General features: G+C 56.0%; 16 protein-coding genes and 1 pseudogene. 9 read left to right on the forward strand and 8 right to left on the reverse strand.

The window, feature by feature from the left end:
* Window positions 1-112 precede the first annotated feature (112 nt).
* The 3 genes and pseudogenes from FJ147_09340 (at window position 113) to FJ147_09350 (ending at window position 2,055) form a co-directional block, all read left to right on the forward strand.
* Window positions 113-364, forward strand: a pseudogene (locus FJ147_09340) (hypothetical protein).
* Window positions 365-682: 318 nt separating this feature from the next.
* Window positions 683-1,162 (forward strand): tryptophan-rich sensory protein, encoded by a 480-nt coding sequence (locus tag FJ147_09345; protein MBM4256088.1) that lies wholly within the window; start codon window positions 683-685, stop codon window positions 1,160-1,162.
* A 14-nt stretch (window positions 1,163-1,176) separates the two neighbouring features.
* Window positions 1,177-2,055: an SDR family oxidoreductase gene (locus tag FJ147_09350; protein ID MBM4256089.1), complete on the forward strand. Its 879-nt coding sequence runs from the start codon at window positions 1,177-1,179 to the stop codon at window positions 2,053-2,055.
* On the opposite strand, the gene FJ147_09355 is transcribed toward FJ147_09350, so the two are convergent.
* From FJ147_09355 to FJ147_09385, 7 genes are all read right to left on the reverse strand, one after another.
* On the reverse strand, window positions 2,033-3,124 hold the full coding sequence (locus FJ147_09355; GenBank protein MBM4256090.1) for a PDZ domain-containing protein: 1,092 nt from the start codon (window positions 3,122-3,124) through the stop codon (window positions 2,033-2,035). The genes FJ147_09350 and FJ147_09355 overlap by 23 nt on opposite strands.
* 207 nt (window positions 3,125-3,331) lie before the next feature.
* Window positions 3,332-3,688, reverse strand: a complete 357-nt coding sequence (locus FJ147_09360) for a hypothetical protein (GenBank protein ID MBM4256091.1) — start codon at window positions 3,686-3,688, stop codon at window positions 3,332-3,334.
* Window positions 3,689-3,842: 154 nt separating this feature from the next.
* On the reverse strand, window positions 3,843-4,418 hold the full coding sequence (locus FJ147_09365; GenBank protein ID MBM4256092.1) for a DUF3501 family protein: 576 nt from the start codon (window positions 4,416-4,418) through the stop codon (window positions 3,843-3,845).
* A gap of 71 nt (window positions 4,419-4,489) precedes the next feature.
* Window positions 4,490-4,915, reverse strand: coding sequence for a rubrerythrin (locus FJ147_09370; GenBank protein ID MBM4256093.1), 426 nt, complete (start codon window positions 4,913-4,915; stop codon window positions 4,490-4,492).
* A gap of 250 nt (window positions 4,916-5,165) precedes the next feature.
* Window positions 5,166-5,765 carry a superoxide dismutase gene (locus FJ147_09375; protein MBM4256094.1) on the reverse strand — a complete coding sequence of 200 codons (600 nt, stop codon included), beginning with the start codon at window positions 5,763-5,765 and terminating at the stop codon, window positions 5,166-5,168.
* Between the two features lie 105 nt (window positions 5,766-5,870).
* Window positions 5,871-6,350, reverse strand: a complete 480-nt coding sequence (locus FJ147_09380) for a DNA starvation/stationary phase protection protein (GenBank protein ID MBM4256095.1) — start codon at window positions 6,348-6,350, stop codon at window positions 5,871-5,873.
* Window positions 6,347-6,592, reverse strand: coding sequence for a hypothetical protein (locus FJ147_09385; protein ID MBM4256096.1), 246 nt, complete (start codon window positions 6,590-6,592; stop codon window positions 6,347-6,349). Before FJ147_09385 ends, FJ147_09380 begins: the two co-directional genes overlap by 4 nt.
* Before the next feature lie 230 nt (window positions 6,593-6,822).
* On the opposite strand from FJ147_09385, the gene FJ147_09390 reads away from it, so the two are divergent.
* The 4 genes from FJ147_09390 to FJ147_09405 are packed head-to-tail and all read left to right on the forward strand — an operon-like array spanning window position 6,823 to window position 11,126.
* Complete coding sequence (locus FJ147_09390; protein MBM4256097.1) at window positions 6,823-7,476, forward strand: succinate dehydrogenase cytochrome b subunit; 654 nt, start codon at window positions 6,823-6,825, stop codon at window positions 7,474-7,476.
* A gap of 18 nt (window positions 7,477-7,494) precedes the next feature.
* Window positions 7,495-9,408 carry a fumarate reductase/succinate dehydrogenase flavoprotein subunit gene (locus FJ147_09395; GenBank protein ID MBM4256098.1) on the forward strand — a complete coding sequence of 638 codons (1,914 nt, stop codon included), beginning with the start codon at window positions 7,495-7,497 and terminating at the stop codon, window positions 9,406-9,408.
* A gap of 11 nt (window positions 9,409-9,419) precedes the next feature.
* On the forward strand, window positions 9,420-10,163 hold the full coding sequence (locus FJ147_09400; protein MBM4256099.1) for a succinate dehydrogenase/fumarate reductase iron-sulfur subunit: 744 nt from the start codon (window positions 9,420-9,422) through the stop codon (window positions 10,161-10,163).
* Window positions 10,164-10,196: 33 nt separating this feature from the next.
* Window positions 10,197-11,126, forward strand: coding sequence for a cysteine synthase family protein (locus FJ147_09405; protein MBM4256100.1), 930 nt, complete (start codon window positions 10,197-10,199; stop codon window positions 11,124-11,126).
* Between the two features lie 95 nt (window positions 11,127-11,221).
* On the opposite strand, the gene FJ147_09410 is transcribed toward FJ147_09405, so the two are convergent.
* Complete coding sequence (locus FJ147_09410; GenBank protein MBM4256101.1) at window positions 11,222-12,199, reverse strand: acyl-CoA desaturase; 978 nt, start codon at window positions 12,197-12,199, stop codon at window positions 11,222-11,224.
* 267 nt (window positions 12,200-12,466) lie between these two features.
* On the opposite strand from FJ147_09410, the gene FJ147_09415 reads away from it, so the two are divergent.
* The gene (locus tag FJ147_09415; protein ID MBM4256102.1) at window positions 12,467-12,679 is read left to right on the forward strand and encodes a DUF378 domain-containing protein; all 213 of its coding nucleotides are present in this window, start codon (window positions 12,467-12,469) and stop codon (window positions 12,677-12,679) included.
* A 34-nt stretch (window positions 12,680-12,713) separates the two neighbouring features.
* Window positions 12,714-13,484: an SDR family oxidoreductase gene (locus FJ147_09420; protein MBM4256103.1), complete on the forward strand. Its 771-nt coding sequence runs from the start codon at window positions 12,714-12,716 to the stop codon at window positions 13,482-13,484.

The raw sequence follows: 13,484 nt of genomic DNA on the forward strand, positions 1-13,484 counted from the left end.
TCCGACGATGAGTTTCAAGCGCTCAATATCAAACCCGGTAAGTTTCATGGCGATTGGAACTATACGCTTCTTCCTCGCTCTTAATCGGTAACTTAATTCTTGCCCATGCCTTACCGTCTTCGCTCCGACCGATGAGGCATTTGCAAAACTTCCCAAGGGAACGCTTGATGACCTCTTGAAACCTGAGAATAAAGCCAAGTTGCAAGCGATCCTGACCTATCATGTGGTGCCAGGCAAAGTGATGGCGGCTGATGTCGTTAAGCTCAACTCTGCCAAGACTGTCAACGGACAGGCCGTGACCATACAACTTCCACGCAGAATAGCCTCCAGCGCAGTAACAAGCGATGCCGGAATAACAAGCTGATAGAATCTGGGTACGTGTTTCGTTACCCGACGTTCCGCGAAGGATATTCCGCACTACTGACCACGATGTCGCATAAATCTTGAGGACGGGATGTGGGTACTTCTCGGTCTTGGTTTTCTCCTCTCCCTTGAGGGAGAGTACACGGGTAAAGGCCGCGACCGCCACCTCTATCTGACTCTCTCCCACGAGGGGCAGGGACAGCGCATAAAGTCAGCGCGGCTGATCGCACTTGGACTACTGTTTGTTGCACCGATTCTCCGGCTCTTTACGTTCGCGCCGCTTCAATGCACGCCTTACTGACAACAGAAGGAGGTCTCTGTGTCATCTCGTCACGAATGGTTAGGCCTTACGGGCTTTCTCGGGCTGTGCTTCGCCGTTGCGCTGGTTGGCTCGGAGTCCACGACGCCAGTCTTGAATGATTGGTATGCAAGGCTGCGCAAACCGAGCTGGACTCCGCCAAATTGGATCTTCGGTCCAGTGTGGTCAATCTTGTATACGTGTATGGCAGTTGCAGCGTGGTTAGTGTGGCGCAAGCACCAGTCGGTCGTTATCGTTGTGCCACTTGCGCTATTTATGGTGCAGCTTGCGCTCAACCTTGGGTGGTCAGTCATGTTCTTCGGAATGCAAAATCCGGGTGCCGCGTGTGTCGAAATCGTGTTCTTGTGGGGCGCGATTGTTGCGACACTGTTAGCCTTCTGGCGTGTGACAGCGATTGCTGGCTGGCTTCTGGTACCGTATCTCGGGTGGGTGACATTCGCAGTGGCGCTGAACTTTGCGATTTGGCAGTTGAACGATTAACGGAGGGCTGAGCTATGACACGAGTACTGATAGCTGGCTGTGGTGACGTTGGGACAGAACTGGGAATACGGTTAGCTGGCGATGGACATACCGTCTGGGGATTACGTCGCAACTGTGACAAGTTGCCGGCAGGCATCTCCCCATTTCCCGCTGACCTGACACAACCCGACACTCTCTGCTCCTTACCATCTGCAGTAGACGTCGTTTTCTACACTGCTGCCCCGAGCAGCTCGTCAGCCGAAAACTACCGAGCAACCTATGTGGATGGTGTACGTCATTTACTTTCCGCGTTAGTGACACAGGGGCATGAGCTGCAGCGATTTATTTTTGCCTCCAGTACCGGGGTCTATGCGCAGCAGTCAGGAGAATGGGTTGACGAGAGCTCCCCGACCGAGCCGGTTCATTTCTCTGGTCGAGAACTCCTCAGTGCTGAGCAAATAGTATTGCGCAGTGGCTTTCCCGCTATCGTCGTGCGGCTCGGTGGTATTTACGGACCAGGCCGAACTCGTTTGATTGACAGCGTACGACACGGAACAGCGGAATGCACGGCTGGACCGCCAGTCTACACCAACCGCATCCATCGAGATGACTGTGCCGGAGTATTACAACATGTGATGCAATTGACGCAGCCGAATAGTGTGTATGTCGCAGTGGACAATGAACCCGCTGAACAGAGTACCGTCTTACGATGGCTCGCCCTGCAACTCGGTCTGCCTCCGCCCCGGACCGTTCCTGCTGGGAATGCCGACGCCCGCGGTCACCGTAGTAATAAGCGCTGTCGAAATACCAAGCTGGTGGAAGCCGGGTACGTGTTTCGTTACCCTACCTTCCGTGAGGGATACCATGCGCTCCTGACCACCTGTGATCTCTTTATGATAACGCCTGTAAAGTGATCGACAGACGTTGTGGTTTTCCCTCGCGCCGAATGATGAGCGTGACCGTGTCACCGACCTGGTACTGGTCGAGTTCTGCAAAAAGATCATTACCGTTGTGTATGGGCGTATCGTTGATGGCGGTAATGACGTCGCCGAGTTGTACCCGACCTGCAGGATCTTGCCGTGTCGGACGAAGACCGGCGCGGGCGGCGACACTCTGTGGCACGACATCCAGAATGAGGACGCCATCGACGCCAAAACGCTGGGCGATCTGGTCTTCGACGAGCGTGACGCCAAGCCCAGGGCGCACGACTTTGCCGTGCGTGATCAGTTGGGGAACGGTCCGGTTGACAGTATCGACCGGGACCGCAAAGCCGACACCCGCGTAGGCCCCGGAAGGACTATAGATAGCAGTGTTGACGCCAATCAGGCGACCGGCACTATCGAGCAGCGGCCCTCCCGAGTTGCCGGGGTTAATGGCCGCGTCCGTCTGGATCACTCCTTGAATAGGCCGCCCAGTGCCCGATTCAATCTCTCGGCCCAGACCACTAATCACACCAGTGGTGAGGGTCTGATCTAACCCAAAGGGATTGCCGATGGCAAAGACTTTTTGCCCCACCGCCAGGTCTCGTGAAGTGCCGAGCGGGAGTGGCTTGAGCTGAGCTGCGGGTGCGCCAATCTTCAGCACAGCCAAATCTTTATCCGGCTCTACGCCGACAAGTTGCGCATCCCACGCAGACTGGTCGGCCAAGGTGACCCGCGCATAGCTTGCCCCTTCAAGAACATGAAAGTTGGTGACTACATGTCCCTGCGCACCCCAGAGAAAACCAGAGCCGGTGCCTTGTGGAATTTGCAGCAGATTGAAGCTGAACGCGTCGCGCTGGACAACCTCGGTGGTGATGTACACTACAGACGGAGATGATTCCTGAAAGAGGGAGATCGTCGCTTGCTCCTCAGTCGTCAACTCCGTCCGAGCAGCGATCGGACGGGGTTGGGCCTGCGGCGTTTGGAAATGCCGATTCTCGAAGGCCCAGTATTCAATCCCGAGGGCAAAGATAAGGCCGCTCAGAATGATGAGCCACCGCATGCGTCGTCGGCTTCTCGTGGGAAAGTCGGGAACTGTATGCTCGCTGTTCATCTGTACTCCGTTTATCGTTGCGTGTGCTCAACGCGTACCGTATTCCCGCGGCACCTCCCTGGTCACTACTGCTTGTGTCTCACTTTGCCATACGGGAGACGCAACTGCGCCTCGTGCTTTCGTCTGGACATCCCGGCGGGGTTGGATTCGCTATTTTCACTCTTCGTAGTTTTCATAGAACACATAGTTGGTGGCGTTTGCGTTGATCTCGAAGTAGACTTTCTTCTCTCCCGCATCGGCCTTGTAGTTGAGATTCTTATCCACTGTGCCATAGCCAAATCGATACGGCCGTATGGCATCTTCGTTCGTGCCGTAGGCGGTTGACAGTTTATCAATGCCGATAAATCTCATGGTAAGTTTATCTCCAGCATAGATGTCAAGTACGCCGTTCGTGCCGGTCCAATTCTGCACTGACCGACCAATTTGGTTTTGCGTTTCTTGTGTGCAACCGGTCAGTAGGCCAAAAATTAGAGTAAGACCTACTACGACGGACTGCGGTTTCTGGTATGTCATCCTGTTCTCCATAGTGGGGTGGTTCCCCCAGACTCTCTCAGTAGGCAATCTCAGTGCACGATTTCTTCGTGCACTGAGATAATCAGCGATTCATAGTAAGGATAACGGCGTACGACCGTAGGGATCGTGCGCCTCTGTCTTTTGGACCCCACACTTACAGTTCTGTAGCCAATGCGTGGCGTGTTTCTGGATTGAGCACCGTGTGCGCCTGATAGTGGGGATGGTCGATCACAATTTTCGCTTCCTGGCGTTCATCGTGAAACGCCGCTCTGGCTTCTGGTGAGAAGACGAAGCGGACATACTGTACGGCGCTGAGGTTATCTTCTTTGCTGCGGCCAGCCTCAAATACTGCGGGAACAACGACCTGCTGTCCAATATGGAGCGAGACCGCTGTGTCGATACCAAGGAGACGCACGAGCTGCGGGCGAATCTGATCGTGCTCGGTAATCTCAATCAGCATCGTCGCGGAGAGTTCTCCGTCGCTGGGGATCAACTCGTTATACGTCTCAATCTCAGACCGCGTCTGATCCAGGTCGGTAATATGTTCCGCGCGCAACATCTCCTGGATTTGGAACTTGACTGTGTCCTGGTTTTCAAACACGAAGGTGATGATATTTCCAACCGCAATCCGCCGGATCTTCTTTACCGCGATAATATGCTCGCGAAACTGGTCGCGGATATGCTCATACCGCTCGCGACCAACGATATCATTGATGGTGACTTTGTGCATAAATTTCTATTGCCTCCGTTGCTCTTCCGTCCCCGCACGCTGCCCAGAAACGACTCCGTGCGAGGGGAGGTTTACGTATTGAGCGTATCTAACCCTTTGGTAAAGCGCCCAGCGTGTGATCTCTCCGCCCGTGCCAGGGTCTCGAACCACTCAGCGATCTCTGCAAATCCCTCTTCTCGCGCCGTTCTCGCAAAGCCCGGGTACATCTCAGCGTACTCATAGGTCTCTCCAGCGACGGCTGCCTTCAAGTTCTTCACGGTATCCCCGATCGGTTCGCCAGTTGCTGGGTCGCCGACCTCTTTGAGGAAATCCATATGGCCAAAGGCGTGGCCAGTTTCAGCCTCGGAGGTATCGCGGAACAACCCGCCGACGTCGGGGTAACCTTCAATGTCAGCACGACGAGCAAAGTAGAGATAGCGCCGGTTCGCTTGTGACTCGCCAGCAAAGGCGTGCTTGAGATTCTCGTGGGTTTTGCTGCCATGTAGTGCATGTGCCATACAGTTTCTCCTTGTTGGTTTAATAAGAATATATCACTTTCAGTTATTAATGCTGATTATCACTAGGGTGAACCAAGCGCTCCGACGGCAGTCGCGGGCGTAAGAAGCTGTTAATAAATTCCTCAGAGTCAATGTCTCAGGCACACTCGTGCTTCGAAAAACTTAGCGCCAACGGGGAAACCGCCCCCATGTTTTCAGTTCTTCTCCGCTCACCCTGAGTCCTGAGCCTGTCGAAGGATCGAAGGGTTTGTCAACTGCTTCTAAGGCGTGCATTAACTGCAGTCCAGTCTACATTGGCGAAAAACGCTTCGATGTATTTTCCCCGCTCTGCTGGTTTGTAATCCAGTAAGAAGGCGTGTTCCCATACGTCCATCACCAGGAGCGGCTGGAACCCAGACGGTACGCCGTGGTGATGCAGCTCGACCCAGTGGTTCGAAAGTTGTCGCGTCTGCGGATCCTGATACAGGATCGCCCAGCCTACCCCACGCAGGGTGCCAATGGTCACAAAATCCTCCCGCCAGTTGGTGACACTGCCGAAACTGTGCGTGAGTGCCTCCTCAAGTTCTGGTGAAGGCGCGCCTTTGCCGTTGGCGGCGAGGTTACCGAAGTAGTATTCATGGAGCACCATACCGCCATACTCAAATCCCAAACGGCGAGTGAGTTCGGCGTACGCGAGCTTGGACGCCGGGGTAATTTTTGCCACGGAGAGTTCCGCGAGTTGCTCGGTGAGCGCGTTGGTGTTGGTGACGTACCCTTTGTACAGACCCCAATGGAGCTCCAGGGTGCGGTCGGAAATACCAGTGAGCCCGGTAAGCGCAAACTCTTTTGGTGTGTAGGTTGGCCGTGCCATACTCTTCTCCTTCGTTACGCTGTGAGATGTCTATGCAATTGATCGGCGCGATGATGTGGGCGCTGCTGTGGGCAACACGACTGGCCAGACGCCCACGGCCGCGTCTCATTCTCCACTCACCAGTGATCGCAGCATCCAGGCCTGCTTCTCGTGTTGTTCCATCAATCCGACGAGGAAGTCACTGGTTCCCGCATCACGGTACTGATCAGCGCAGCGTTCCGCATCACACCGCACGTTACGGATGATGGTTTCATGGTCAGCGAGTAAGCGACGGAGCATCTCAGCTGCACTGGGATGCTGTCCTGGTTCCTCTTGCAATCGGGTGTGCCGAGCAAATTCGCTGAGGGTGCCGTGCGAAAAACTGCCGAGCGTGCGGACACGTTCTGCCACGTCGTCGACGACGATGTTGAGCGCGTTGTATTGCGTCTCAAAGAAGGTGTGTAACTGGGTGAACTGCGGTCCGACAACGTTCCAGTGGTAGTTACGGGTTTTGGTATACAACACGTACTCGTCGGCGAGCAGGACGTGTAAAATCTTGATGACCTCCGCGCGTTGCTCCTCTGATAAGGCAATATTCGCTTTCATCGTGCTTCTCCTTCCTGGCGTATGCTGCTGTTAAGAGTTACATCCACAATCTCGACGTCACTGGGAAAAACCGGGGAATGGGTCTCGCTGCCATCCCAGAGCACTTCCATCAGTTGTCGCCCGACCCCATTGTCGAATTCGTACAGAATGCGTCCGGTTGACCCTGCGGGAATATCGATTGAAGTCGTGCGAATAGTCGTACGGACGCGCACTTTTTGTCCACTGCGAGAACGGTCAATCATGATGCCTACCCCTTCTCGGTAACATTGCGACCGTGCATCGTTGCTAGCCGCGTCACGGCATCGGACCCTGACCACCTTTCCAGGGAACGTCCCGTTTCAGGTGGTACAGCAAATATATGGCGCAAAATATTATTGTCAATATATTGCATAGATATTGAGTAATAATTATGGTTACTCAACATACACCAGGGTGGCATCGTAAAGCCCCACGCCTTGCAGAGGGAAAGCGTATGACAAAACAGACTGGCATCATGTCTTCCTCGATCGGTCGCAAGCTCATCATGGCTGTGACCGGCGTGTTCCTGTGTTCGTTTCTCGTCGTGCACCTTGCGGGGAATCTCTTGCTCTTCAGAGACGACGGCGGGGTCGCGTTCACGGCCTATGCGCGGTTCATGGCCTCGAATCTGCTTATCCGCGTGCTGGAAATTGGCCTCGTGGGCGGGTTTCTCTTTCATATTGTCGATGCCGCGGTATTAAGCAAGGCAAACCGCAACGCGCGTCCAGTGCGCTACGCTACCGAGCGCCCGAAAGGTGGTGGAAGCTGGATCTCGCGCCACATGGGGATAACGGGCAGCGTGATCTTCTTATTTCTCGTGGTTCACCTACGCACGTTTTTCGTCGAACATCGAATCCTGGGTGCCGACGCGAGCCTCTACGACCTCATCCGCGCGGCGTTTGCGAACCCGCTCTATGTAGGCCTCTACGTGACCGCGATGGTCCTGTTAGCCTTCCATCTCTACCACGGATTTCACAGTGCGTTTTGCACACTCGGAGTGACACGGCGGCGCTACACGACGCTGATTACGGCGTTTGGGGTGCTGTTTTCGATCGGGGTGCCCGCAGGATTTGCGAGTATCCCACTGTATTTTTACTTCGTTCGGTAATCGCGACAGGAGAGGGTGATGAAGTTAGAGGCAAAAATTCCATCAGGACCGCTTGAGGACAAATGGACGCATCAGCGGTTTAGTTTGAAGTTAGTGAGCCCAGCAAATAAGCGCAAGCTTGACGTGATCGTCGTCGGAACCGGACTAGCGGGCGCGGCGGCGGCGGCATCGTTAGCCGAGCTGGGGTACAATGTGTCCTGTTTCTTCTTTCACGATAGCCCACGGCGTGCACACAGTGTCGCGGCGCAGGGTGGGATCAACGCCGCCAAGAACTATCGTAATGACGGCGATAGCGTCCATCGTTTGTTCCATGACACCATCAAAGGTGGAGATTATCGCTCGCGCGAGGCCAATGTCTATCGCCTCGCGGAGTTGAGCGTCAACATCATTGACCAATGCGTTGCGCAAGGCGTCCCCTTTGCGCGTGAATATGGTGGGCTGTTAGAAAACCGCTCCTTTGGTGGCACGCAAGTCTCACGCACCTTCTACGCACGTGGGCAGACAGGGCAGCAATTGTTGTTAGGGGCCTACGGCGCACTGAATCGGCAGATTCATGTGGGGCAGGTGCGCAGCTTTCCGTTTCACGAAATGCTTGAGCTGGTGACGGTGGACGGGAAAGCGCGCGGCATTGTGACCCGCAATCTCCGCACCGGTGAGATTCGCTCCTTTGCCGCACATGCCGTTGTCCTTGCCACCGGTGGGTATGCCAACGTCTACTATTTGTCGACCAATGCGAAAGGGTCCAATGCCACAGCCATCTGGCGCGCGCATAAGCAGGGGGCATTGTTTGCGAACCCGTGCTTCACGCAGATCCACCCCACCTGCATTCCAGTCTCTGGCGGATATCAATCGAAGCTCACCCTAATGAGCGAAGGCCTGCGTAATGATGGTCGCGTGTGGGTGCCCTCCGGCAAACAGGACCGACGTGCCGCGCATGAGATTCCCGAGGCGGAGCGGCACTATTTTCTGGAATCGAAATATCCCGCGTTTGGTAATCTGGTACCGCGTGATCTCGCGGCACGAACGGTCAAGGACATCTGCGACGCGGGCTACGGCGTAGGGCCGAGCGGGATGGCAGTGTATTTGGACTTTGCCGACGCGATGGCCCGCTTGGGACGCGGGACGATTCAGGAACGGTACGGCAACATTTTTCAGATGTATGCGGAAACAACGGGTGAAGACTCCTACGCGACGCCGATGCGCATCTACCCTGCGCCACACTACAGCATGGGTGGCCTATGGGTGGATTACAACCTGATGACGACGATTCCCGGCTTATACGCGCTCGGGGAGTGCAACTTCTCTGATCACGGTGCCAATCGCCTCGGTGCCAGCGCGCTCATGCAAGGGTTAGCGGATGGGTATTTCATTCTTCCCGCAACGATCGGCGACTATCTCGCGACCGAAGGCTTCGCGAAGGTTGACGCACGTCATCCCGCGTTCACGCAGGCCGAGCAGCAGGTGAAGGACCGCGTCGCGCAGCTCCTGGGGATGAACGGCCGCTGTACCGTCGATGAGCTGCACCGTGCGTTAGGCAAAATCCTGTGGGATGACGTGGGCATGGTGCGGAGTGCGGCTGGGTTGCAGCGCGCTCTCAGTGAGATACGCGCACTACGTGCGGAGTTCTGGCGCAATGTCAAGGTCGCAGGCGGCGAGGACAGTTTGAACGCGTCGCTTGAGAAAGCGGGCCGCGTCGCGGACTTCCTCGAACTAGGGGAACTGATGGTGATGGATGCGTTCCAGCGCGACGAGTCCTGTGGATCGCATTTCCGGGTTGAACACCAGACAGCAGAGCACGAAGCCCAACGTAATGATCAGCACTTTGCGTATGTATCAGCGTGGGAATACGGCGGTGCTGAGGGCCCGCCGCAGTTGCACAAGGAGGCGCTTGAGTTCACCTACGTCTCCCCGAGTGAACGCAATTACAAATAGGAGAAACGAGTATGCACTTCACGGTACAAGTGTGGCGACAGCCAACGACTGCGGCGACCGGGGCATTGCGGACGTATGAGGTGGAGAATATCTCGCCCGACATGTCCTTTCTCGAAATGCTGGATGTTCTCAATGAAGAACTCACGCGCGCAGGTGACGAGCCGATCGCGTTCGCGCATGATTGTCGCGAAGGGATTTGCGGCTCCTGCGGTGTGTGCGTCAATGGACAGGCCCATGGTCCGTTACCGGGAACCACCACGTGCCAACTGCGCATGCGCGTGTTTCACGATGGGGATACGATTGTGGTCGAACCCTGGCGCGCACGGGCCTTTCCTGTGATCAAAGATCTCGTCGTTGATCGCTCGGCGTTTGATCGCATTCTTCAAGCCGGAGGGTATGTGTCCGTCAACACTGGCGCAGCCCCGGACGCCAATGCCATACCCATCGCGAAACCAGTTGCTGATGCAGCCTTCGACGCGGCGTCGTGTATTGGCTGTGGTGCGTGTGTCGCCTCGTGTCCAAATGCCTCGGCCATGCTGTTTGTGGCCGCCAAAGTCGCCCACCTCTCGGCGCTGCCGCAAGGACAACCTGAGAAGGACCAGCGCGTGACCAGCATGGTCGCGGCGATGGATCAGGAACTCTTTGGCGCGTGCTCGAATACTGGAATTTGCGAAGCCGCGTGTCCCAAAGGCATTTCCGTATCCCACATTGCGCAGCTCAATAGCGAGTATCTCGCGGCGGTGCTGCGGGCATGATGCCGCAGTGTCATGCGTATCCACGGAGGAACCATGTCCCATCCTGCTGCCATACAAGAACTCATTCGTCGCTATCCACTCCTATCCCTGATTGGCCACACGCCACTTGTGCCGGTGCCACTCTTTCACCAGGAACTGCCGCAGGTCGAACTCTTGGTCAAGTGTGAGTTTCTGAATCCGGGCGGCTCAGTCAAAGATCGCTCGGTCTTACGTATGCTCTCAGAAGCGGTGATCAGCGGTGCTCTGCCACCAGAGAAGACGATCCTTGATTCCTCATCGGGAAACGCGGGCATCGCCTACGCTATGATCGGCGCGATTCTGGGTCGACGTGTGGAGCTTGTGGTCCCGGCGAACGCCAGCGCGGAGCGTAAGCAGCGCATCCAAGCACATGGGGCGACGCTCATTTTGACCGATCCGGTGGCTGGTTATGATGAAGCGCTCCGCGAAGTGCGTCGTCGGGCGACAGCACATCCCGAGCGGTATTTCTTTTGCGATCAGTACAGTAACCCGGCCAACTGGCAGGCGCACTATGATACGACTGCTGAAGAAATCCTGACGCAAACGGACGGCCACATCGATTGGTTTGTGGCTGGGGTAGGGACGGGGGGCACGATTACTGGCGTGGCGCGGCGGCTCAAGGCGCATGATCCTAAGCTCCGTATTGCGTGTGTGATGCCTGAGGAGTTTCCAGGGATCGAAGGACTTAAACCACTCGGCCCGGGGCACATTATGCCGGAGATTTTCGCTGAGAATCTGATCGATGAATGGATACCGGTACGCATCGACGATGCCTATGAGATGTGCACACGCGTCGCGCGGTTGGGGTTTTTCGTCGGACAGTCCTCGGGCGCGTATCTGTATGGCGCGTGGAAAATCGCGCAAACCCTCCGCCGTGGTCGGATTGTGACCTTGTTCCCCGACATCGGCGAACGCTACATGAGCACGAAAATGTGGGATACGTGACGGCGAAGTAAGACCCATCGGTTGCTTCTGGGCGGTGAGGCGGACATGGTTTTGGAGCGAGGGGCAGTCTTCACGCAGTGTACTACTCTGCACGCTTACGCTGCCCGAACCAGATCGCCACGGTGGGTGTCGCGTATGTGAGGAGGCAATGGTTTGAGATCCCACACCAGACCCATCCACGCGAACACCCTAAGCAGGTAGTACGTCGGATCCCATTCCCACCAGTAGAACCCCTGGCGCACGGTCGCAGGATAGTGATGATGATTGTTATGCCACCCTTCACCAAGAGTGACGAGCGACAGAAGGAAGCTATTGCCGCTGCTGTCACCTGTGGCATAGCGTTGGCGGCCAATCTGATGGGCCAGGGAGTTGATGGTATAGGTTGCGTGGTACAGCACCACGGTGGAAATAAAGAACCCCCATATTAACAATTGCATCCCGCTGGTGTGCAAATCCGGTGCGACAGCCGCAAGCACAGAGCCGAGAGTGTAGAGAAGGCTTGCCAGCGCGAGGGCGACGAGACTGTCAAAGCGATCCAAGAAACACAGTTCGGGAAATTTCGCGAGGTCACGAACGGCGTCGAGGTTGGTGGGGAAGTTCGCGCGTGCAGTAAACCAGCCGCTATGGCTCCAGAGAAACCCGTGCTGGAGCGGCGAATGCCGATCCCGCGGTTGATCGGAGTAACGATGATGGTGGCGATGGTGCGCCGCCCACCACAACGGCCCGCGTTGGATGGCCGTCGTACCAAGCAGCGCGAAGAGAAATTGACTCCAGCGTGCGGTCTTGAAGGTGCGATGCGAGAAATAGCGATGGTAGAAGGCGGTGATGGCAAACATGCGGACGAGATAGAGTCCCACCGCGACGACGACGGCAGTCCAGCTCCAGCCCACCCATAGCACTCCCAGGCACATCGCGTGCATGGAAAGAAATGGTATGATCCGAACCCAATCGACGCGCCGCGGCTGCTCTTCTTCGCTCGTGTCAGAGCCAGCCCAGGAATCAAACCAGCGGATAAATGTTGTCCAGCGACCCGAGAGCACTCGCTGCTCACCGTGTGAGTGTTTGCGGTTCATGATTCCTTTACCTCCGTTAGCTTGAAGCACATGCGCATCTGCCGAAGAAACGTGGTGATTGACTCCTGCGACCACGTGGGTCCTGCGGGGAACGTCTTTGCCAGAGGGGATTCCTCTCTCGTACCGCTCATGGGGCCTCTTGGGGAAAGAAAATATATTATTCAAAATCTATGCAATATATTGACAAAAATCAATCCCGATTTATACTCAACGATACAGAAAGCGACTGGCGTACACGAATCCAACACCAGTCGTATGGAGGTCATCATGAAACGGCTCGATGTAGTAGCGGCTGTCCTGCTGGTAATTGGCGGATTGAACTGGGGACTGGTCGGCGCCTTTGGCGTTGACCTGGTCGCGGCGCTCCTTGGCGGGAGTACCCTGAGTAACCTTGTGTATACCATCGTCGGTTTGTCCGCACTCTATCAGATCGTGCAACTGGGTGGCATTCAGCGACGCTGGGGCGTGAATAAGGTCTGAATAATCGCGGAAATTGGCGAGACAGGAGGTCACTATGCATAACGAGTATGCGACGAAGGAGCGCGCCAATCCTGTTCAGGTGGTGATCGGGGCCACTGGCGGGATTGGTGCAGCGCTGTGTCGCTCTCTTGCCGCGAAAGGCAGTTGTCTGATCGCGGCGGGACGGGATCCAGACAAACTTCAGGGCTTAGCTGAGGAGCTGGGCGTGATACCCATGGCAGTCGATGCAACGTCGTCTGAACAGATGGAGCAATGCTTTGCACGGATTGTGAGTGAGTATGGACGTATTGACGGCGTTGCCAACTGTGTCGGTTCTCTGCTGTTGAAGCCAGCCCATTTGACCTCGGATGTCGAGTGGACCAGTACGCTCACCACCAACCTGACGTCAGCGTTCATCACGGTCAGAGCCGCGACACGGGCGATGATGAAAACGGGGGGCTCGGTCGTGCTTGTATCTTCCGCTGTCGCTCGTACTGGTTTGGCGAATCATGAAGCGATTGCTGCCGCGAAAGCTGGGATTGTTGGCCTTGCACTATCAGCGGCGGCATCCTACGCGATTCGCCAGATTCGTGTGAACTGTGTCGCTCCTGGTCTGGTGCGGACGCCGTTGACCGCTCGCCTGACGGCAAACGAAGCCTCGCTGAAAGGTTCCATGTCCATGCATCCGCTAGGACGAATCGGTGAGCCAGAGGAAGTCGCGGCGGCGATCGCGTGGTTCCTTGATCCTGCGCAGAGCTGGGTCACTGGCCAGGTACTCGGCATTGATGGTGGATTAGCCACCCTCCGTATCAGAGGGAGTCTCTAA

It is taken from the genome of Deltaproteobacteria bacterium (assembly GCA_016874775.1).
Classification (GTDB): Bacteria; Desulfobacterota; Binatia; order Bin18; family Bin18; genus VGTJ01.

What these genes read in the sequence shown, in the direction of transcription:
- FJ147_09350 (MBM4256089.1), top strand. Translation starts at nt 1,177, where the DNA reads ATGACACGAGTACTGATAGCTGGCTGTGGTGACGTTGGGACAGAACTG.
- FJ147_09355 (MBM4256090.1), bottom strand. Translation starts at nt 3,124, where the DNA reads ATGCGGTGGCTCATCATTCTGAGCGGCCTTATCTTTGCCCTCGGGATT.
- FJ147_09360 (MBM4256091.1), bottom strand. Translation starts at nt 3,688, where the DNA reads ATGACATACCAGAAACCGCAGTCCGTCGTAGTAGGTCTTACTCTAATT.
- FJ147_09365 (MBM4256092.1), bottom strand. Translation starts at nt 4,418, where the DNA reads ATGCACAAAGTCACCATCAATGATATCGTTGGTCGCGAGCGGTATGAG.
- FJ147_09370 (MBM4256093.1), bottom strand. Translation starts at nt 4,915, where the DNA reads ATGGCACATGCACTACATGGCAGCAAAACCCACGAGAATCTCAAGCAC.
- FJ147_09375 (MBM4256094.1), bottom strand. Translation starts at nt 5,765, where the DNA reads ATGGCACGGCCAACCTACACACCAAAAGAGTTTGCGCTTACCGGGCTC.
- FJ147_09380 (MBM4256095.1), bottom strand. Translation starts at nt 6,350, where the DNA reads ATGAAAGCGAATATTGCCTTATCAGAGGAGCAACGCGCGGAGGTCATC.
- FJ147_09385 (MBM4256096.1), bottom strand. Translation starts at nt 6,592, where the DNA reads ATGATTGACCGTTCTCGCAGTGGACAAAAAGTGCGCGTCCGTACGACT.
- FJ147_09390 (MBM4256097.1), top strand. Translation starts at nt 6,823, where the DNA reads ATGACAAAACAGACTGGCATCATGTCTTCCTCGATCGGTCGCAAGCTC.
- FJ147_09395 (MBM4256098.1), top strand. Translation starts at nt 7,495, where the DNA reads ATGAAGTTAGAGGCAAAAATTCCATCAGGACCGCTTGAGGACAAATGG.
- FJ147_09400 (MBM4256099.1), top strand. Translation starts at nt 9,420, where the DNA reads ATGCACTTCACGGTACAAGTGTGGCGACAGCCAACGACTGCGGCGACC.
- FJ147_09405 (MBM4256100.1), top strand. Translation starts at nt 10,197, where the DNA reads ATGTCCCATCCTGCTGCCATACAAGAACTCATTCGTCGCTATCCACTC.
- FJ147_09410 (MBM4256101.1), bottom strand. Translation starts at nt 12,199, where the DNA reads ATGAACCGCAAACACTCACACGGTGAGCAGCGAGTGCTCTCGGGTCGC.
- FJ147_09415 (MBM4256102.1), top strand. Translation starts at nt 12,467, where the DNA reads ATGAAACGGCTCGATGTAGTAGCGGCTGTCCTGCTGGTAATTGGCGGA.
- FJ147_09420 (MBM4256103.1), top strand. Translation starts at nt 12,714, where the DNA reads ATGCATAACGAGTATGCGACGAAGGAGCGCGCCAATCCTGTTCAGGTG.